18 protein-coding genes and 6 tRNA genes are annotated in these 19,589 nt (G+C 43.4%); 23 read left to right on the top strand and 1 reads right to left on the bottom strand.

The features are described 5' to 3' along the window. The first annotated feature begins 240 nt into the window (after nucleotides 1-240). The 9 genes from MRK00_01450 to MRK00_01410 all read left to right on the top strand — a co-directional run bounded on the left by MRK00_01450 (nucleotide 241) and on the right by MRK00_01410 (nucleotide 5,679). On the top strand, nucleotides 241-678 hold the full coding sequence (locus tag MRK00_01450; protein MDR4516051.1) for a rhodanese-like domain-containing protein: 438 nt from the start codon (nucleotides 241-243) through the stop codon (nucleotides 676-678). Nucleotides 679-680: 2 nt separating this feature from the next. Beyond that, complete coding sequence (gene grxC / locus MRK00_01445; protein ID MDR4516050.1) at nucleotides 681-938, top strand: glutaredoxin 3; 258 nt, start codon at nucleotides 681-683, stop codon at nucleotides 936-938. Between the two features lie 45 nt (nucleotides 939-983). Next, nucleotides 984-1,439, top strand: coding sequence for a protein-export chaperone SecB (gene secB / locus MRK00_01440; GenBank protein ID MDR4516049.1), 456 nt, complete (start codon nucleotides 984-986; stop codon nucleotides 1,437-1,439). Nucleotides 1,440-1,459: 20 nt separating this feature from the next. After that, entirely contained in the window at nucleotides 1,460-1,969 is a 510-nt protein-coding gene (locus MRK00_01435) for an SH3 domain-containing protein (GenBank protein ID MDR4516048.1), read from the top strand. Further along, complete coding sequence (locus MRK00_01430; GenBank protein ID MDR4516047.1) at nucleotides 1,966-2,955, top strand: NAD(P)-dependent glycerol-3-phosphate dehydrogenase; 990 nt, start codon at nucleotides 1,966-1,968, stop codon at nucleotides 2,953-2,955. Before MRK00_01435 ends, MRK00_01430 begins: the two co-directional genes overlap by 4 nt. Nucleotides 2,956-3,195: 240 nt before the next feature. Then, a complete protein-coding gene (locus tag MRK00_01425) occupies nucleotides 3,196-3,468 on the top strand; it encodes an HU family DNA-binding protein (protein ID MDR4516046.1) in 273 nt (90 codons plus the stop codon). Between the two features lie 17 nt (nucleotides 3,469-3,485). Beyond that, nucleotides 3,486-3,561: transfer RNA gene (locus MRK00_01420), tRNA-Val, on the top strand. Between the two features lie 19 nt (nucleotides 3,562-3,580). Continuing rightward, a tRNA-Asp gene (locus MRK00_01415) sits at nucleotides 3,581-3,657 on the top strand. A gap of 141 nt (nucleotides 3,658-3,798) precedes the next feature. After that, nucleotides 3,799-5,679 carry a SurA N-terminal domain-containing protein gene (locus MRK00_01410; GenBank protein ID MDR4516045.1) on the top strand — a complete coding sequence of 627 codons (1,881 nt, stop codon included), beginning with the start codon at nucleotides 3,799-3,801 and terminating at the stop codon, nucleotides 5,677-5,679. Between the two features lie 64 nt (nucleotides 5,680-5,743). Here the strand turns inward: MRK00_01410 and fabI are convergent, their stop codons facing one another. Next, on the bottom strand, nucleotides 5,744-6,529 hold the full coding sequence (gene fabI, locus MRK00_01405; GenBank protein MDR4516044.1) for an enoyl-ACP reductase FabI: 786 nt from the start codon (nucleotides 6,527-6,529) through the stop codon (nucleotides 5,744-5,746). Between the two features lie 207 nt (nucleotides 6,530-6,736). Here fabI and MRK00_01400 point away from each other — a divergent pair, with 207 nt between their 5' ends. From MRK00_01400 to rpoB, 14 genes are all read left to right on the top strand, one after another. After that, entirely contained in the window at nucleotides 6,737-8,965 is a 2,229-nt protein-coding gene (locus MRK00_01400) for an ABC transporter substrate-binding protein (protein ID MDR4516043.1), read from the top strand. Between the two features lie 9 nt (nucleotides 8,966-8,974). After that, the gene (locus tag MRK00_01395; protein MDR4516042.1) at nucleotides 8,975-9,952 is read left to right on the top strand and encodes an ABC transporter permease; all 978 of its coding nucleotides are present in this window, start codon (nucleotides 8,975-8,977) and stop codon (nucleotides 9,950-9,952) included. 131 nt (nucleotides 9,953-10,083) lie between these two features. Then, nucleotides 10,084-10,168: transfer RNA gene (locus MRK00_01390), tRNA-Tyr, on the top strand. Nucleotides 10,169-10,261: 93 nt separating this feature from the next. Next, nucleotides 10,262-10,335: transfer RNA gene (locus MRK00_01385), tRNA-Gly, on the top strand. Between the two features lie 41 nt (nucleotides 10,336-10,376). Continuing rightward, nucleotides 10,377-10,451: transfer RNA gene (locus MRK00_01380), tRNA-Thr, on the top strand. A 49-nt stretch (nucleotides 10,452-10,500) separates the two neighbouring features. Further along, nucleotides 10,501-11,691, top strand: a complete 1,191-nt coding sequence (gene tuf, locus MRK00_01375; GenBank protein ID MDR4516041.1) for an elongation factor Tu — start codon at nucleotides 10,501-10,503, stop codon at nucleotides 11,689-11,691. A gap of 100 nt (nucleotides 11,692-11,791) precedes the next feature. Then, nucleotides 11,792-11,867 (top strand) — tRNA-Trp (locus MRK00_01370). 54 nt (nucleotides 11,868-11,921) lie between these two features. After that, on the top strand, nucleotides 11,922-12,266 hold the full coding sequence (secE, locus tag MRK00_01365) for a preprotein translocase subunit SecE (GenBank protein ID MDR4516040.1): 345 nt from the start codon (nucleotides 11,922-11,924) through the stop codon (nucleotides 12,264-12,266). Between the two features lie 21 nt (nucleotides 12,267-12,287). Further along, nucleotides 12,288-12,821 carry a transcription termination/antitermination protein NusG gene (gene nusG, locus MRK00_01360; GenBank protein ID MDR4516039.1) on the top strand — a complete coding sequence of 178 codons (534 nt, stop codon included), beginning with the start codon at nucleotides 12,288-12,290 and terminating at the stop codon, nucleotides 12,819-12,821. Nucleotides 12,822-12,945: 124 nt separating this feature from the next. Continuing rightward, nucleotides 12,946-13,377 (top strand): 50S ribosomal protein L11, encoded by a 432-nt coding sequence (gene rplK, locus MRK00_01355; protein ID MDR4516038.1) that lies wholly within the window; start codon nucleotides 12,946-12,948, stop codon nucleotides 13,375-13,377. Continuing rightward, nucleotides 13,378-14,076 carry a 50S ribosomal protein L1 gene (rplA, locus tag MRK00_01350; GenBank protein MDR4516037.1) on the top strand — a complete coding sequence of 233 codons (699 nt, stop codon included), beginning with the start codon at nucleotides 13,378-13,380 and terminating at the stop codon, nucleotides 14,074-14,076. Nucleotides 14,077-14,379: 303 nt separating this feature from the next. Then, the gene (gene rplJ, locus MRK00_01345; GenBank protein MDR4516036.1) at nucleotides 14,380-14,895 is read left to right on the top strand and encodes a 50S ribosomal protein L10; all 516 of its coding nucleotides are present in this window, start codon (nucleotides 14,380-14,382) and stop codon (nucleotides 14,893-14,895) included. Between the two features lie 68 nt (nucleotides 14,896-14,963). After that, nucleotides 14,964-15,350 carry a 50S ribosomal protein L7/L12 gene (gene rplL, locus MRK00_01340; protein ID MDR4516035.1) on the top strand — a complete coding sequence of 129 codons (387 nt, stop codon included), beginning with the start codon at nucleotides 14,964-14,966 and terminating at the stop codon, nucleotides 15,348-15,350. Nucleotides 15,351-15,496: 146 nt separating this feature from the next. Further along, nucleotides 15,497-19,570, top strand: coding sequence for a DNA-directed RNA polymerase subunit beta (gene rpoB, locus MRK00_01335; protein MDR4516034.1), 4,074 nt, complete (start codon nucleotides 15,497-15,499; stop codon nucleotides 19,568-19,570). Nucleotides 19,571-19,589: the final 19 nt, after the last annotated feature.

Genomic DNA, 19,589 nt, shown 5'->3' with positions numbered 1-19,589 from the left:
TTCAATCATTAACCGGAAAAATGTAAAAATGTATTTTTTATAGTCCGATGAGACATATTCAATAAAAGAAAAACTATTTGTAACAAAAAAAGAAACGAGAAAGAAGGATGAAAATAAGCGCTTGATGTTAATATGCGACCGTATGTTAATTCTGCTTGAGCATTGCGAACAAAGCGGCCTTTGTGAGTTTCTGATAAAATTGGCCCATTACACCAAAGCATAGGGAATAAAAGCGAACTTATGGAAGAATCATCACTATTTCAACAATATTTTTTACTCAGAATTGAGAACATATTTTTTGTTATTGCTGCAATTGTCAGTGCGGCGATGCTGATATGGCCTGCATTTACAAAACGAGGCACAAAAGAAATCGATACACGCAAGGCCATTGAGTTGATAAATTATGAAGATGCAATTGTGCTGGATGTGAGAGATGACAGTGAATTTGCAACAGGCCACTTGCCTAATTCAAGACATATACCCACCGAAAAGATTGAAGATCGCTGGGTTGAATTGGAGAAATTCAAGGAAAAGCCAATCGTCGTAATCTATAAAAGTGGTATACGCTCCAATCATGCGAGTAATGTGCTGAATAAAAATGGATTTGCCAAGGTGCATAATCTAATGGGCGGTATAGATGCCTGGAAGCGCGCAAGTTTGCCAATTGTCAAGAGGTAAAAATGGTCAAAGTCGTTATGTACACTACAGGTTTTTGCCCCTATTGCAAAATGGCTGAAAATTTGTTGCGCGCCAGGGGTGTGGGAGAAATTGAAAAAATACGGATTGATTTAGATCCAGGACAGCGTAATCAGATGATGGGAAAAACGGGCCGCAGAACAGTTCCGCAGATTTATATTGGGGAAAGGCATATCGGTGGATACGATGATTTGGCGCAATTGGATCATCAAGGCGAGCTAGTGTCCTTACTGACGCCGTAATCGCATGATTTTGATTTGAAACTATAAGGTGAGAATAGAGAAGCTATGAGCGAACAACAGCAACCGGCCTTCAATATAGAAAAAATTTATGTAAAAGACTTGTCACTTGAAATACCGAATGCGCCTAGTATTTTTCTTGAACGCGAAGCGCCGCAGGTTAATCTGCAACTAAACACAAAAAGTGAAGTGATCAAGGATGACCTCTACCAGGTTCAGGTGATGGTGACAGTTACGGCCAAAGTTAAAGATAGCGTCATGTTTTTGGTAGAGGTACACCAGGCGGGTATTTTTAGGATACAGAATGTGCCTGAAAATGAAATCGCGCCAGTATTGGGTATTGGATGTCCGAATATAATCTTTCCCTATTTAAGGGAAACGGTTTCAGATATAGTCAGTCGGGCTGGATTCCCGCCGGTTATCCTGAACCCGGTCAATTTTGAAGCAATTTATACCCAGAGCCAGCAGCGGGCTGAATCAGGATCAACTGAAACAAAACAATAAAGTATCATTCAGATTACATCATGAATAATTTGAAAAATGAACAGCGTATATTCCTCCCGGGACGGAAACGAGCCGATATTTTCAAGTATTGCTTGGGTATCTGTCTGACGGTCACTGTTTTTGTATCACCGCATCAAGCAAATGCAGGGATAGATTTTTTTTCGATTGCTGAGAATGCAACCGTTATGTTTGACGCGCCTTCTGTAAAATCCGGTAAATTGTTCGTGGCCAGCGCAAATTTACCGGTTGAAGCGGTTGTTAATGTTGAAGGCTGGGTTAAAGTTCGCGATAGTAGCGGTGGCCTGGCTTGGGTTGAGAGGGCAGCATTGAGTGATCAACGTTTTGTTATCGTGACAGTGCCTATGGCTGATGTCTATCAAATGGCTGACGAGCATACTGAATTGATTTTTCAAGCTCAGGAAAATGTTGTGATGGAATGGTTGAATGCAGATACCCCGGGGTGGGTACGAGTGCGTCACCGCGATGGACAAAGTGGATATGTTAAAGCCAATCAGGTTTGGGGTTCATGAAAATCGCCATCTTGGGCGCGGGTGCCTGGGGGACGGCGCTGGCTATCCATCTGTCGGCAAGGCATGAGGTTACGTTATGGACAATCGATTCAAATCATTTATCAGAACTGGCGTTAAATCGTGTAAATTTGAGTTTTTTTCCGGATTTTCCATTGCCGGAAGGTATACATCTTACTGATGCGTTAGATGAAGCGCTGGATGCAGCAGATCTTGCTTTGGTCGTTGTGCCTATAGCAGGTTTTCGTGGGGTGTTGCAGGGTATTGCTAAGATCAGCGAGAATGTGCCTGTTATCTGGGGGTGTAAGGGGTTTGAATCTGCAACATCCAAGTTACCGCATCAGGTTGTTGCAGAAGCGTATTCTGGCCGTATGCCATGTGGCGTTATATCTGGTCCGAGTTTTGCGCAAGAAGTGGCGCAAGGACTACCAACTGCTTTGACGTTGGCTTCGGAGGATGATCGTTTTGCTCATCAAATGGCCAGTCAGCTCCATAGTACGAACTTGCGGATTTATACCAGTCAAGATGTGGCCGGCGTAGAAACAGGTGGCGCTATCAAGAACGTGATTACCATCGCTGCTGGGATATCCGATGGAATGGGCTTCGGACATAATGCCCGCGCGGCATTGATTACGCGTGGTTTGATGGAAATTACCCGGTTGGGATTGGCTCTTGGCGGGAAAATGGAAACATTTATGGGATTGGCTGGAGTTGGTGATTTGTTACTTACCTGTACCGGAGATTTGTCAAGGAATCGACGCGTCGGATTATTTCTAGCCGAAGGTAAGTCTTTGCAAGATATTTTAAGTGAACTGGGTCATGTTGCCGAAGGTGTTTATACAGCGCAGGCCGTCCTGGATTTAAGTAGAAAACTAAATGTCGATATGCCGATAACGGAAGCGGTTTGCAGCATACTACACGAAGGTACACCGGCAAGAACGGTTGTAGAAAGACTGTTGAACCGCGAGCCCAAGGCGGAAATTTGTTGAATATTGGCTTTTAGAATAAAGCTAAAGAATTGTTTGTATATTTATACTATCTCTTTATTTATTAGAATGGACGGGATATATTAAGAAATGTGTATTAGTGCGATAGTTCAGTTTTAGGGAATTTATTTTGCTGTGATAGTGATGTAAATCTCTTGACCAAGTGCAGATGGCTTGATATAAGAGCGTTTGTGCAGTAATTGCTTGTGATTTAATGACCAATAAACTTAGAAGGGGAATTATATGAACAAATCCGAACTCGTAGAAGCAATAGCAAAATCTGCTGACATTTCAAAAGCTACTGCCGGTAGCGCTTTGGATGGCGCATTATCTGCAATAACGTCTGCACTAAAAAAGAATGACACGGTTACTTTAGTCGGATTTGGAACTTTTAAGGTGGGTAAAAGGGCAGCCCGTACCGGCCGGAATCCTCGTACTGGGGCTGCCATTAAAATCAAGGCGGCCAAGGTTCCTAAATTTAGTGCTGGTAAAGCACTTAAAGATGCAGTAAACTAGCGGCCGATTAAGAAACAGGGTGCTTAGCTCAGCTGGTAGAGCGTCGCCCTTACAAGGCGAATGTCGGCGGTTCGATCCCGTCAGCACCCACCAGTTTAAAAAAATTGAGTTAGGAGTGGTAGTTCAGTTGGTTAGAATACCGGCCTGTCACGCCGGGGGTCGCGGGTTCGAGTCCCGTCCACTCCGCCAGTGTTTTCCGATGCACTTCATTGCGGACCAAATTGGTTTAACTGAAGTGCATTTTTAACATTTGCGCAATGAACGTCAATCTGAAACAATTAGACATCCTGTCTAATTTTCCATTTTTTATCATATCGGGTTTTTAAAACTGTGTTTGATTTTGTCAACCGAAAAAAACGTATTGTCCAGGTGGTTCTGTTGATAGCTGTGTTGCCATTCATGTTTTGGGGCGTGCAGTCCTATCGCAGTGATGGCAAGGAAGGTTATGTTGCGATTGTGGAAGGTGAAGAAATTCAACGGCGAGAGTTTGAACAAGCTTTACGTGACCACCAGGCGCGACTTCGCGCCATGTTCGGCGGTAGTTTTGACAGCGCGATGCTTGATAGTTACGAAGTTAGAGATGCCGTACTTGAGCGATTGATTCAACAACGTTTGTTATTTCGAGAAGCAGTGACGAATGGCTTTACGGTACTGGATTCGCAATTAATCAATGAGATCAGCCAGATACCAGAGTTTCAACGAGATAACAAGTTTTCAAAAAAGCAGTATGAGATTTTTTTGCGTAATGAAGGCTTGAATCCTGTTGGATTCGAGTCACGTGTGCGTCAGGATTTGCTGTTGCAACAACTTCTTGATGGATATAGTGATAATGGCTTTGTTTCAGATAAGGCGGTCAGTCGTGTCATGTATTTGAGCGAGGTGCAGCGCGAAATCAACCAAGTACAAATTAAACCCGATGACTTTCTGTCGCAGATCGAACCCTCGGCTGACGAGATTGAGGCCTATTATGATGCGCATCGTCACGAATACTTTCTGCCTGAACGTGTACGTGTTGAATATTTAGTATTATCCTTTGACGCGTTAGCTGAAAATGAACCTGTGAGTGATGAGGCTGTTCGTAATTATTACGATGAACATCTAGAAGAATACGGTCAACCTGAAGAACGCAAAGCAAGCCATATCTTAGTGGCTGTTTCAGCAATTGCTGAAGATGAAGTAAAACAGGAAGCGCGTGAGAAAGCTGAGGGTATTCTGGAACAGGTATTACAAGATCCCGGGCGATTTGGTGAACTTGCCGAGGAATATTCAGATGATCCGGGTTCGGCCGCTCGAGGCGGTGATTTGGGATTCTTTGGCCGGGGCGTTATGGTCAAGGCGTTTGAAGATGAGATTTTTCAAATGCATCCGGAAGAAATTCGTGGTTTGGTGGAGACTGATTTTGGTTTTCACATTATTCAGCTCACTGAGATCAAGGAAGCAAAAACAGCTGATCTGGAAGAAGTGCGTGGAAAGATTGAAAGAATATTGAAACTGCAGATGGTCAGTAGCATCTTTGGCGAGGCAGCAGAAGATTTCAGTAATATCGTCTATGAAGAAAGTGACAGTCTTGAGCCCGCTGCAGCAAAATTTGAATTGAAGCTTCAGCAAAGTGACTGGATTAACAGGCATTCAAAAGAACCAGCCATACTAGCCAACGAAAGATTATTGAGCGCTATTTTCTCTGAAGAAGCAGTACTTGACGGACGGAATACAGAAGCGATTGAAGTGATGCCGGATACTTTGGTGTCTGCGCGCGTATTAGAGCATCGTCAAGAATCAGCGCAATCATTATCCGTTGTCCGTGATGAAATTGTCGAACGTTTAAAACAACAGCTTGCTGCTGAGATGGCTATTGAGGCGGGTCGTGAAAAACTCGAAAACCTGCTTGCAGGAAATGAAGATACGATAGATTGGGATGAATCCAAACAAGTATCCTATATGCAATCCCAGGGTTTAGGTCACGAAGCCGTACGTGCAATATTTAAAGCTGATGTTGATACCCTGCCGACATATACCGGTGTAGAGGATTCGCAAGGCGGTTACAGTTTGATACGTATCACTCAAGTTATTGAGCCGGAAATGGCCGATGAAGAAAAACGTAAAAACTTTAGTAATCAGTTGCAACAAATGCTCGCCCAAGAAGAGGTGTCATCGTATTTGGGTGGCATCAGGCAGCGTTACGATGTAACAATCAAGCAAGACAGTTATTAATGAAATATATCAGGTATCATGTTGTGTCATGATACCTGAATATTCCAGTATATTTTTTCTGTATTTAATCGTTAAGTGAAAAAGCCACGGTGTTAAATCCGGCGTCGACATAGGTGATTTCACCGGTGATTCCACTGGCCAGATCACTGCATAAAAAAGCCGCTGCATTGCCGACTTCTTCAATAGTAATATTGCGTCGCAAGGGAGCAACTTTTTCGGTATATCCTAATAATTTTCCGAAATTTCCAATTCCAGCTGCTGCCAGTGTTTTGATGGGACCGGCAGATATTGCATTAACGCGAATTCCTTTAGGACCCAGGCTCGAAGCCATAAAGCGTACATTGGCTTCAAGACTGGCTTTGGCCAATCCCATGACATTATAATTCGGCATTACTCGCACTGCACCCAAATAGCTCAAAGTCAATAATGAAGCATTTCTGTTTTGCATAAGTGGTAATGCGGCTTTTGCAAGTGCGGAGAAACTATAGGCGCTGACATCATGTGCGATGCGAAATGCTTCGCGGTTGACGCTTTCCAGATAGTCTCCCGTGAGTGCTTCCCGTGGTGCAAAAGCAACGGAATGGACGATGCAGTCCAGGCCATCCCAGTGTTTCTGCAAGTCTTCAAAACATTTTTCAATCTCACTGTCACTGGTTACATCGCAGGGAAATAATAAACTACTGTCAAATTCAACGGCCAATTTTTCAATTCTGCTACGCAGATCTTCACCCTGATAAGTAAACGCCAATTTTGCACCTTCGCGTTGCATGGCTTTGGCAATACCGTAAGCGATTGATCGATTGCTAAGTAGTCCGGTAATAAGGACGCGTTTGTTATTGAGAAATCCCATGAAACTTCCTTGTAAATTTTTTGTAAGGGTAAATTATAGCCGAAGCTGACTGCCGGTTGAATGTGCTAGTCTGAATTTGAGAACGTGAAAATTTATATTGATTCTGTTCAAAAACCTGATACTTTACTTTATATACGTTTTATACTTTCTTACACTTTCTTAAACGGGTATTGTTTTGTCTGAAAAGCCAGTCAAAAAATTTATATCATGAGGCTGCGTATTAATGAAATTAGGACTGCGGTTTTCTATCCGGCAGTTGTTATTTTAGTCTTGTTAACTGCATGTGGTCAGATCTGGAACAACCCTTATCCAGCTTCTGATGAAGGAAAGAACATTCTTTATAATGTTTTTACGGAACGACCCAAGCACCTTGATCCGGTGCAGTCATACAGTTCCAACGAAATACAATTTACTGCACAGATCTATCAGCCACCACTCCAATATCATTATTTGAAGCGGCCATTTACTTTAATTCCGTATACTGCCGCAGAAATGCCGGTGGTTACTTATTACGACCATGATGACTATCCGTTACCGAATGATATCGAAGTGGGCGATATAGCCTATACACAGTATGAGATTACCATTAAGCCGGGAATTATTTATCAACCGCATCCGGCATTTGCGACTAACGAACACAATGAATGGCTTTATCATCAACTGGATGATCAAGCACTCGCAACAATCTATAAATTATCCGATTTTCCAGAAACGGGATCGCGTGAATTAAGGGCGCAAGATTATGTTTACCAAATAAAACGGCTCGCTCATCCGAAGTTACACTCGCCAATTTACGGGTTGATGGCAGACTACATAATGGGGCTTCGCGATTACGCCGTTGTTCTTAGAAGTGCACAAAGCAATTTGCAGGAAAATGAGCATTTCTTAAATCTTGATGAGTATACGCTCGACGGAGTGGATGTCGTGGATGACTATACTTACAGAATCAAAATAAACGGTAAATACCCGCAGTTTATCTATTGGCTGGCAATGCCTTTTTTTGCGCCCATGCCGTGGGAAGCGGATTCATTTTATTCGCAAGCAGGTTTGATCCAGAAAAATATTACGTTGGACTGGTATCCAGTAGGAACAGGACCGTATATGCTGACCGAAAATAATCCAAATTTGCGTATGGTGCTGAAAAAAAATCCCAATTTCTACGGAGAAATTTATCCCGAAGAAGGTATGCCGGCCGATTATGAAAATGGACTGCTGGTCGATGCAGGCAAGCCCGTTCCTTTTATCGACAAGATTATTTATTCGCGGGAGCGGGAGGGTATTCCGCGCTGGAATAAATTTTTACAGGGATATTATGATGCATCCGGGATTGGTTCTGATAGTTTTGATCAGGCAGTACAATTGGTCGGACAGGGTGAAGCGACTGTAACCGACGCGATGGCGCAACAAGGTATACGACTTGAAGCGACTGTGGCGGTTTCCACGTTTTATATCGGATTTAATATGCTTGATCCAGTTGTGGGGGGAGGCAGAACCGAAGAATCGCGTAACGCGGCACGAAAACTCAGGCAGGCGATATCGATAGCAGTGGATTATGAAGAGTTTATTTCAATTTTTGCCAATGGCAGAGGTTTGCCGGCTCATGGCCCGATTGCACCGGGTGTGCCTGGTTATCGGGGGGGTGAAGTGGGTATGAATCACTTGGTTTATGACTGGAGCAACGGTGCGCCGCATCGCAAATCAATAGAAGTTGCGCGATATTTACTTGCTGAAGCGGGTTATCCAAATGGCATAGACAGAGAAACAGGTGCGCCGCTTGTATTGTATTATGATGTAACTGCCCGCAGTACAGAAGATCGATCAATACTTGATTGGATGCGTAAGCAGTTCCAGAAATTAAATATTCAACTGGTTGTAAGAAGCACGGATTATAATCGTTTTCAGGATAAGATTCGTAAAGGAAATGCACAAATTTTCGAGTGGGGATGGCATGCAGATTATCCTGATCCTGAAAATTTTCTTTTTTTGCTCTACGGTCCGCAGCGGAAAGTTGGGAATAGCAGTGGAAGTGCTTCGAATAATGCAGCCAACTATGATAACCCGGAATATGATCAATTATTTGAACAAATGAAAGATATGGACAACGGGCCCGCACGTCAGGAAATCATAGATCGAATGGTTGAAATTCTGCGGTTTGATGCACCTTGGCTATGGGGATACCACCCCAAAGAATACGGGTTGTATCATGAATGGTATCAAAACGTAAAACCGAACAGAATTTCGAATAATAATGTGAAATATTATCGTATTGATGCTGATTTAAGAGAGCAAAAGCGGCGAGAATGGAATAAGCCGGTACTATGGCCTATCGTAGTTGGATTGGTGTTGGTAATTGTAATTTTAGTGCCTGGTATTTCCGCTTATCGGCGGCATGAGCGTAGTATGGGAATTAAGAACTTAAGGTCTGGAACAAGCTAGTTTTCGTTTATGCTGAGCTATATTATTCGTCGCATTTTATATGCAGTGCCAATTCTTATCGGGGTAAATCTTCTGACTTTTACCTTATTCTTTGTGGTGAACACGCCTGATGATATGGCGCGCATGCAGCTTGGAATAAAATATGTAACACCCGAAGCAATTGAAAAATGGAAAGTTGAACGCGGTTATGACAAGCCTCTGTTGTTTAATCAAGCGCAGAGTGGTTTAGACCAATTGACACAAACCATTTTTTTTGAAAAATCGATAGCTATGTTTGCGTTTGATTTTGGAAGATCGGATGAAGGGCGGGATATTGGTCACGAAATCAAATCACGCATGTTGCCAAGCTTTGCAATTGCGCTGCCGGTATTTGTTTTGGGATTATTCTCCTATATTACATTCGCCCTAATCATGGTTTTCTTCAGGGCGACATATATCGATTTTTGGGGTGTGGTTTTATGTGTGGCTTTAATGTCAGTTTCAAGTCTTTTTTATATCATCGGGGGGCAGTTCTTGGTGAGTAAATTATGGCATCTGGTGCCTATTTCGGGATTTGCATCCGGCCTGGATGCCGGTAAATTTTTAATTCTACCGGTAATTATTGGAGTTATCAGTAGTGCTGGCGCCAATACGCGATGGTACCGCACTATTTTTCTCGAGGAAATGGAGAAAGAATATGTGCGTACTGCGCGCGCCAAAGGATTGTCCGAGCATTTGGTGTTATTCAAGCATGTACTCAAGAATGCCATGATACCCATATTAACGGGTGCGGTTGTTATCGTGCCATTGTTGTTTTTGGGTAGTCTGATTGTAGAATCGTTTTTTGGCATCCCTGGTCTGGGGAGTTATACCATTGATGCAATTAATTCTCAGGATTTTGCGGTCGTCAGGGCAATGGTTTTTCTGGGTTCTGTGTTGTACATCGTCGGTCTAATATTAACCGATATTTCATATACTTTAGTAGATCCAAGAATACGCTTTAACTGAAAATCAGGTTACAGGTTAATCGTTAGATTGAAGTTTGCTTTCATTACACGTAGCGTTTTAAATTTGCACAATTTTTTACAATAAGTAATTGACTTATTGTCGTGATATATTCATAATCACCGGTTTCGTTTGGAGGGGTTCCCGAGCGGTCAAAGGGATCAGACTGTAAATCTGACGGCTCAGCCTTCGAAGGTTCGAATCCTTCCCCCTCCACCAAATGGGAATCAATAGTAGAGCGATAAAATAAAGAATGGGGGTCGCATGCCATTTGTATTTGGGTGGCTAGAATTAGCTCCTTTTTGAATGTATGCGGGTGTAGCTCAATGGTAGAGCAGAAGCCTTCCAAGCTTACGATGAGGGTTCGATTCCCTTCACCCGCTCCAAAATGGAGTTATGGGTAATTAGGATTAGGTAATACGCAATTGCCCATGTAGCTCAGTGGTAGAGCACTCCCTTGGTAAGGGAGAGGTCGCCAGTTCAATTCTGGTCATGGGCTCCAGAGATTGTATTAATATTAGTTTAGACAGTAAGCTTAGAGGGAACAGGTCATGGCAAAAAGCAAGTTTGAACGTTCGAAGCCGCACGTAAATGTGGGAACGATAGGGCATGTGGATCATGGTAAGACGACGCTGACGGCGGCGATTACGACGATATTGACAGCAAAGTTTGGCGGAGAGGCGAAGAGTTATGATCAGATAGATTCGGCGCCGGAAGAACGTTCAAGGGGTATTACCATCAATACGGCGCATGTGGAGTATGAGACGGATAAACGTCATTATGCGCATGTTGACTGTCCTGGGCATGCTGACTACGTTAAGAACATGATTACTGGAGCCGCGCAAATGGATGGTGCGATACTTGTAGTATCTGCAGCGGATGGACCGATGCCGCAAACGCGAGAGCACATACTGCTTGCGCGTCAGGTTGGTGTTCCCTATATCATTGTTTACATGAACAAGGCGGATATGGTGGATGATGCCGAGTTGGTGGAATTGGTTGAAATGGAAATCCGTGAGTTGCTGTCGAAGTATGATTTTCCTGGGGATGATACGCCGATCATAGTTGGATCTGCGCTGAAGGCGCTGGAAGGCGACCAGAGCGAGATAGGCGAGCCGTCTATTCTTAAGTTGGCGGAAGCATTGGATACTTATATTCCTGAGCCGGAAAGGGCGATTGATGGCGCATTTATTATGCCTGTTGAAGACGTTTTTTCGATATCGGGCCGTGGCACTGTGGTAACAGGCCGTGTTGAAAGAGGGATCATTAAAGTTGGCGAAGAGATTGAAATTGTAGGGTTGAAGCCAACGCTGAAAACGGTTTGTACAGGTGTTGAGATGTTCAGGAAGCTGCTTGATCAGGGTCAGGCGGGAGATAATGTTGGCGTATTGTTGCGAGGCACCAAACGCGAAGAAGTTGAACGTGGGCAGGTTCTGGCGAAGCCGGGAAGCATATCGCCGCATACCAAGTTTACGGCCGAGATATATGTATTAAGTAAAGAAGAGGGTGGCAGGCATACACCGTTTTTTCCTGGTTATCGTCCGCAGTTTTATTTCCGGACGACGGATGTGACAGGCGCGATTGAGTTGCCGGCGGGCACAGAAATGGTGATGCCGGGTGACAATGTGTCGGTGACAGTCAATCTGATCGCACCGATTGCAATGGAGGATGGTCTGCGTTTTGCGATCCGTGAAGGAGGCAGAACGGTAGGTGCCGGTGTGGTTGCTAAGATAATTGAGTAAAATTTTAGTAAATTAGGTATTTGGTTGGTGGTAAGATTTGAAGGACTGGTTTAAAACCCTAACCAGAACCCTATGGTAAATAAGTTTTCCGTGTTTAAAAAGGCCAGTAGCTCAATTGGCAGAGCGTCGGTCTCCAAAACCGAAGGTTGGGGGTTCGATGCCCTCCTGGCCTGCCAAGTATTTTCAAAATATTCTCTCTATAATTAGAAGAGTGTGAGGGATTTTAGAACGTGAACAAATTAAAGCTTGGGCTGGTATTTATTTTCATTTTGACTGGTGTTGTCGGTTTCACTTATTTGAGTGAAAGCGCAATGGTCATACGTGTATTGTCTGTACTTGTGGGACTTTTGCTGGCCGCATTTGTGGCCCGATATACAACCCAAGGTCAAGATTTCTATGCATTCTGTAGAGAGTCGTCTGAAGAAACAAAAAAGGTAGTGTGGCCAAACCGTAAGGAAACACTACAGACGTCAGGTCTGGTTTTTGCATTTGTGGTTGCAATGGCATTGTTCTTGTGGCTTGTTGATGCGGCATTGATGTCAATTGTTAAGCTTATGATGAATCAGGATGTTTGATCGCATTCTTCAGAGAAAAAGATGAGCAAAAAATGGTATGTAGTACATGCATATTCTGGTTTTGAGAAAAGCGTACAACGTGCATTGATTGACCGCATTAACAGAGCGGGTATGCAGGATAAATTTGGGCGCATACTTGTTCCTGTTGAAGAAGTTGTTGAAATGAAGGGTGGTCAAAAAAATATTAGCGAGAGAAAGTTTTTTCCTGGCTATGTGCTAGTTGAAATGGAAATGTCTGATGAAACATGGCACTTAGTCAAAAATACCGATAAGGTTACAGGTTTTGTAGGTGGCACTGTGATGAAACCAACGCCTATCAGTCAAAAAGAAGTGGATACCATACTTCATCAAATTCAAGAAGGTATAGAAAAACCCAAACCAAAAATACTGTTTGAGATGGGTGAAGCGGTACGTGTCAAAGATGGTCCGTTTACTGATTTCCACGGTAATGTGGAAGACGTGAATTATGAAAAAAATAAACTCAGAGTGTCTGTGTCTATTTTTGGAAGACCTACGCCTGTAGAGTTGGATTTTAATCAGGTGGAAAAATCTTGACAGGCCATGACAATCGATGATGCTAATTAATACCAGCTTGTATCCAAACTTATAGAAACGCATTGGTTGCATCAAAATCAGGGGAGAGTTTAAAACTCGCAATTACCCAATAGGAGAAAATGTAGTGGCAAAAAAAATAATTGGTTATATTAAATTGCAAGTACCTGCGGGTAAAGCTAACCCAAGTCCGCCTATAGGTCCTGCGCTTGGGCAACGTCAATTGAATATCATGGAGTTCTGCAAGGCTTTTAATGCAGCAACTCAAAAAATTGAACCGGGACTGCCGGTTCCGGTTGTAATAACAGCATATGCAGACAAAAGCTTTACTTTTGTAATGAAGACAACACCGGCTTCGGTGCTTATCAAAAAAGCGGCTGGTGTTGGAAAAGGAAGCGCCAAACCGCATGTGGATAAAGTCGGGAAACTGAGCAGAAGTCAAGCTGAGGAAATTGCTAAAACGAAAATGCCTGATCTGACCGCAGCAGACATGGATGCCGCTGTACGAACTATTGCGGGTAGTGCGAGAAGTATGGGTATTGAAGTCGAGGGTATATAAATGGCGCATTTATCGAATCGTTATAAAGCTATTGCAGCTAAAATAGACCGTAATAAGACGTACTTGATTGAAGAAGCATTGGGCATGATTAAAGAAACAGCCAATGCCAAATTTGATGAATCGATTGACGTTGCAGTCAATCTGGGAATTGATGCAAAAAAATCTGATCAGGCGGTTCGCGGTTCAGTCGTATTGCCGGCAGGAACGGGAAAGACTGTCAGAGTCGCCGTGTTTGCGCAAGGAGATAAAGCTAAGGAAGCCGAAGAAGCCGGCGCAGATATCGTAGGGTTTGAAGACCTGGCGGCAGAAGTAAAAGCAGGAAATATCAATTTTGATGTGACCATTGCAAGTCCAGACGCCATGCGAGTGGTCGGGCAACTTGGTCAAATTCTGGGGCCGCGAAGTTTAATGCCGAATCCAAAAGTAGGTACTGTAACAACGGATATAGCGACTGCAGTAAAGAATGCAAAAGCAGGACAGGTGCAATTCAGGGCGGACAAGACCGGAATCATACATTGTACAATTGGCCGTGCATCGTTTGAAGTTGATGCATTAAAGAAAAATCTGGCAGCATTAATTGAGGCGCTGAATAAAGCCAAGCCAGCGGCGTCCAAAGGTGTCTATCTTAGGCGCGTGTCAGTGTCGAGTACTATGGGTGTTGGCGTACGCGTCGATCAAACAAGTATATTGCAGCAATAATGAACTTTGGGCCGCCGAGTTGTGTTAGGAAGATATGATTCGGTGGATTATCAAAGACCGCTGGGGTAACCTTTAGCTATAGAATGGCTAATATTTAAAGTAAAGTTCTTAAACTCAATGCGTTTGTGATGTTAACTGTAATAAATGAGTCAACTTCTAGAGCGTATAGAACCCAGCGTAGATGGTGTCCCCAAAACAGGAATTGTTTTTCCTGGTAAAAGGTCGCCAGTGTACAGTGCAGATGATGTTTGTTGTAAGCATTGTTGAATCATCTGTGCTGAGATTACTGATGGAGAATGAACCTTGAGTCTTAATCTTGAAGAGAAAAAAGCCATAGTGGCTGAAGTCAGCGCGCAGGTTGCAAATGCGCAGGCCATTATCATGGCTGAATACAGAGGAATGGAAGTCGGCCAGATGACACAACTGCGGGCGAAAGCGCGCGAAGCAGGTATATATTTTCGTGTCATTAAAAACTCATTGGTGCGGCGTGCAGTTGCAGATACAGCCTATGCTGGTCTTGCCGAGCATATGGTGGGTCCACTTGCTTATGGTATCAGCTCGGATCCTGTGGCAGCAGCAAAAGTCCTGCATGAGTTTTCAAAAGATAATGAAAAATTCGTGATTAAATTGGGTGCGATGGGTGAGAGCGTGATGTCTCGAGAAGATGTTATGGCCCTTGCCGTGCTTCCAAGTCGCGATGAATTATTATCTAAGTTGCTGGGAACAATGCAAGCGCCAGTGGCAAAATTTGTACAAACACTCAATGAAGTGCCAACAAAATTTGTGCGTGGTCTGGCAGCAGTTCGCGATAGCAAATAACGTCGCGTTTCTATTCGACAAACCTCTCATCGTTAAAAATATTTCAGAAATAACCAGGAGAAAAAATAATGGCAGTATCCAAAGATGAAATTTTAGATGCAATTGCGAATATGACAGTGCTTGAATTGTCAGAACTTATCAAAGAAATGGAAGAAAAATTCGGTGTTTCAGCTGCAGCAGCAGCTGTTGCAGTTGCTGCACCAAGTGGTGCGGGTGGAGGCGGCGGAGCGGCCGCAGCCGAGCAAACCGAATTTACAGTTATGTTAACTTCCGCAGGTTCAAGCAAAGTAAATGTTATTAAAGTGGTAAGAGCAGTAACTGGCCTCGGATTAAAAGAAGCAAAGGATTTGGTAGATGGTGCGCCAAAACCAGTTAAAGAAGGTGTTTCAAAAGAAGATGCGGAATCGATTCAGAAACAGTTAACAGAAGCTGGTGCTACCTGCGAAGTTAAATAGTTTTATTGTTAACTGTGATGAGGCTGGCAAGCAAAAATTTTGTTGCCAGCCTTTGATATTTCATTCGGTCGATTTATTTTTGTAAAATAATTGATCAGTTTTTTTATTTTTCATAATTCGTCCTTCTTATCTCCCGGAGAAAATTAATGGGTTATTCGTTTACTGAGAAAAAACGTATCCGTAAAAGTTTTGCAAAGCGGGATAGTGTTTTACCTATTCCATTTCTTCTCTCTACTCAGCTCGAATCCTACGCTTCTTTCTTGCAAGCAGATACCCCGCCCAATAAACGTAAAGACCAAGGTTTGCAGGCTGCCTTTAATTCAATTTTTCCAATTGAAAGTCATACTAAAAATGCACGCCTGGATTTTATCAGTTATGAACTTGGCGCGCCTGTGTTCGACGTTAAAGAATGTCAACAACGGGGATTGACTTATGCGTCATCAATGCGTGCAAAAGTAAGATTGACGATTCTGGATAAAGAAATATCCAAACCGACTGTTAAGGAAGTAAAAGAACAGGAAGTGTATATGGGGGAGATTCCGTTAATGACAAATACGGGATCTTTTGTAATCAATGGTACCGAACGCGTTATTGTTTCTCAGTTACATCGTTCTCCAGGCGTGTTTTTTGAGCATGACCGTGGCAAAACGCATTCTTCTGGAAAACTGCTGTTTTCTGCACGTATTATTCCTTATCGTGGCTCGTGGCTTGACTTCGAATTCGATCCGAAAGATTGCTTGTATTTTAGGATCGATCGCCGCCGTAAAATGCCCGTTACGACATTGCTTAAAGCGATTGGCTATACGGTCGAGCAAATTCTTGAAGAATTCTTTATTTTTGATGGTTTTTCATTTAAAAAGAATACGATTCTATTCGATCTTGTGCCTGAGCGGTTGCGAGGCGATGTATCCAGCTTTGATATTAAAACAAATGACGGCACAGTTATCGTTCAAAAGGATAAAAGAATAACGGCCAGACATATCAAGGAATTGCAGGATGCCAACATTAGTCAGCTTGAAGTGCCGGAAGATTTTTTACTGGGCAGAATTCTTGCACATAATGTGATTGACAAGGAAACAGGAGAAGTTCTGGCTTCTGTTAATGATGAGATTACAGATGCCATGCTGACTCGATTCGGTGAAGCGGGTATCAGTAAAATTAAGACATTGTATGTCAATGATCTTAACTATGGCCCGTATATTTCGCAGACACTTAAAATAGACGAGACGGTTGACGAAACATCGGCACAGGTTGCGATATATAGAATGATGCGGCCAGGTGAACCACCTACTGAAGAAGCTGTAAAAGCATTGTTTAGCAGTTTGTTTTATTCCGCCGATCGCTATGACTTGTCCGTCGTGGGTAGAATGAAGTTTAACCGTCGGGTTGGACGTGAAGAACTGACGGGTTCTCAGACTTTATCCAATGAAGATATTATCGCAGTGATAAAAATTTTGGTAGAACTGCGAAATGGGCGTGGAGAAATTGATGATATCGATCATTTGGGCAATCGTCGCGTTCGTTCAGTCGGTGAATTGGCCGAGAACCAGTTTAGATCCGGCTTGGTTCGTGTTGAGCGTGCCGTCAAAGAGCGGTTGAGTCAGGCCGAGTCTGAAAACCTAATGCCGCATGATTTGATTAACGCGAAACCGGTATCTGCTGCAGCCCGTGAGTTTTTCGGTTCCAGTCAGCTGTCCCAGTTTATGGATCAAACCAATCCGTTATCCGAAATCACGCATAAACGTCGTATATCCGCTCTGGGCCCTGGTGGTTTGACGCGGGAACGCGCCGGTTTTGAAGTGCGCGATGTCCATCCAACACATTATGGTCGAGTCTGTCCGATTGAAACACCTGAAGGCCCAAATATTGGTTTGATCAATTCGCTGGCTTTATATGCGCGTACCAATGAGTACGGTTTTATCGAGACTCCGTATAGAAAAGTAAATGAAAGTAGTGTAACCGATGAGATAGACTATCTTTCTGCGATTGAGGAAGGCAATTTCATGATTGCCCAAGCAAATGCGGAACTGGACGGCGATGGACAATTTGTTAGTGAAATCGTATCTTGCAGGCATAAAAACGAGTTCGCACTTTCATCTCCTGAGCGTATTGAATATGTAGATGTGGCGCCAGCCCAAATTGTTTCTGTAGCTGCATCGTTAATCCCCTTTCTGGAGCATGATGATGCAAACCGGGCATTGATGGGGTCGAATATGCAGCGTCAGGCGGTACCCTGTTTGCGGGCTGAAAAGCCGCTTGTCGGTACGGGTATTGAACGTGTTGTGGCTGTTCATTCAGGAACAACCGTGCGTGCAGAGCGTGGCGGGATCGTGGATTACGTCGATGCAAGTCGTATAGTGGTACGTGTTCATGACGCTGAAACGAGTGTTGGAGAAGTCGGTGTCGATATCTATAATCTGATTAAATATACGCGTTCAAATCAGAATACCAATATTAATCAGCGCCCTTTGGTCAATATAGGCGATCAAATTGAAAAAGGTGATGTAATAGCGGATGGCGCTTCTACAGATCTGGGTGAACTGGCGCTGGGTCAGAATATGCTCGTCGCATTCATGCCCTGGAATGGTTACAATTTTGAAGACTCGATTCTGATCTCGGAACGAATTGTTTCTGAAGACCGTTTTACCTCTATTCATATCGAAGAACTCTCTGTCGTCAGTAGAGATACCAAACTGGGTACTGAAGAGATAACAGCCGACATTCCAAATTTATCTGAACAGCAGCTCAGCCGTTTGGATGAATCCGGTATCGTATATATCGGTGCAGAAGTGGAAGCAGGGGATGTACTGGTTGGTAAAGTAACGCCAAAAGGAGAGACACAATTAACGCCAGAAGAAAAGTTGTTACGTGCGATTTTTGGCGAAAAGGCTTCTGATGTAAAGGATACCTCTTTGCGGGTGCCATCTGGTATTTCGGGTACGGTTATTGACGTGCAAGTATTTACACGGGAAGGTATTGAGCGTGATAAGCGGGCCCAGCAAATTATTGATGAAGAACTGGATCGCTATAAAAAAGATCTGGCGGACCAGATGCGTATTGTAGAAGAGGACGCTTTTGAGCGGATAGAACGTTTGTTAACCGGTAAAGTTGCTACAGGCGGTCCGCAAAAGATTAAAAAAGGAACAGCGATTACCACTGAATACTTGCAAGGTATTGATCCGCATTTCTGGTTTGATATTCGTTTGTCGGACGAAGATGCAAGTACTCAACTTGAACAAATGCGTGAAAGCATGGTTTTGAAACGCAAGGCGTTTGATGACGCATTTGAAGAGAAAAAGAAAAAACTTACTCAAGGCGATGAATTACCACCAGGTGTTCAGAAAATGGTGAAGATTTACATCGCTGTTAAAAGGCGTCTGCAGCCTGGGGATAAAATGGCTGGGCGGCATGGTAACAAAGGGGTGATTTCAAAAATAGTACCTTTGGAAGATATGCCGTACATGGCGGATGGCACACCCGTGGATGTTGTGTTAAATCCGCTGGGCGTACCGTCGCGTATGAATGTCGGTCAGATTCTTGAAGTTCATCTGGGTTGGGCGGCAAAAGGTCTGGGTAAAAAGATTGACAGAATGTTAAATGAACAGAAGAAAGCCGCTGAGTTAAGGACGTTTTTGGATAGGATCTATAATAACAGCGGGAAAAAAGAAGATGTTAATTCATTGACTGATGATGAAATTTTTTCATTGGCAAGAAATCTGACAAAAGGTGTTCCATTTGCAACACCTGTTTTTGATGGCGCCACTGAAAGTGAGATTAAAGACATGTTGGAACTGGCTGACATACCCAGATCAGGTCAAATTACACTCTATGATGGTCGTACTGGCGAGGCATTTGATCGTCCCGTAACAGTGGGTTATATGCACGTGTTGAAACTGCATCATTTGGTTGACGATAAAATGCATGCGCGTTCAACAGGGCCCTATAGTCTTGTTACGCAACAACCACTGGGCGGTAAAGCTCAGTTTGGTGGGCAACGGTTCGGTGAAATGGAAGTCTGGGCGCTGGAGGCATATGGCGCTGCTTATACATTGCAAGAAATGTTAACCGTTAAATCTGACGATGTGACGGGACGGACAAAAGTTTACGAAAGTATTGTTAAGGGCGATCACAAAATTGATGCGGGTATGCCGGAATCATTCAATGTACTGGTAAAAGAAATACGTTCTCTGGGTATGGATATTGATCTGGAACAAGATTAATTATCTAAAACAACAACAA

The organism is Nitrosomonas sp. (assembly GCA_031316255.1).
Lineage (GTDB): Bacteria > Pseudomonadota > Gammaproteobacteria > Burkholderiales > Nitrosomonadaceae > Nitrosomonas.
The sequence above is the reverse complement of the archived record's forward strand: the minus strand, read 5'-3'. Positions and strand labels throughout refer to the sequence as shown.

Bases quoted from the DNA above. Each gene is read 5' to 3' on its own strand.
- MRK00_01450 (MDR4516051.1), top strand. From the start codon at position 241: ATGGAAGAATCATCACTATTTCAACAATATTTTTTACTCAGAATTGAG.
- secB (MDR4516049.1), top strand. From the start codon at position 984: ATGAGCGAACAACAGCAACCGGCCTTCAATATAGAAAAAATTTATGTA.
- nusG (MDR4516039.1), top strand. From the start codon at position 12,288: ATGAGCAAAAAATGGTATGTAGTACATGCATATTCTGGTTTTGAGAAA.
- MRK00_01430 (MDR4516047.1), top strand. From the start codon at position 1,966: ATGAAAATCGCCATCTTGGGCGCGGGTGCCTGGGGGACGGCGCTGGCT.
- rplL (MDR4516035.1), top strand. From the start codon at position 14,964: ATGGCAGTATCCAAAGATGAAATTTTAGATGCAATTGCGAATATGACA.
- rpoB (MDR4516034.1), top strand. From the start codon at position 15,497: ATGGGTTATTCGTTTACTGAGAAAAAACGTATCCGTAAAAGTTTTGCA.
- MRK00_01400 (MDR4516043.1), top strand. From the start codon at position 6,737: ATGAGGCTGCGTATTAATGAAATTAGGACTGCGGTTTTCTATCCGGCA.
- rplA (MDR4516037.1), top strand. From the start codon at position 13,378: ATGGCGCATTTATCGAATCGTTATAAAGCTATTGCAGCTAAAATAGAC.
- grxC (MDR4516050.1), top strand. From the start codon at position 681: ATGGTCAAAGTCGTTATGTACACTACAGGTTTTTGCCCCTATTGCAAA.
- MRK00_01425 (MDR4516046.1), top strand. From the start codon at position 3,196: ATGAACAAATCCGAACTCGTAGAAGCAATAGCAAAATCTGCTGACATT.
- MRK00_01395 (MDR4516042.1), top strand. From the start codon at position 8,975: ATGCTGAGCTATATTATTCGTCGCATTTTATATGCAGTGCCAATTCTT.
- fabI (MDR4516044.1), bottom strand. From the start codon at position 6,529: ATGGGATTTCTCAATAACAAACGCGTCCTTATTACCGGACTACTTAGC.
- MRK00_01435 (MDR4516048.1), top strand. From the start codon at position 1,460: ATGAATAATTTGAAAAATGAACAGCGTATATTCCTCCCGGGACGGAAA.
- tuf (MDR4516041.1), top strand. From the start codon at position 10,501: ATGGCAAAAAGCAAGTTTGAACGTTCGAAGCCGCACGTAAATGTGGGA.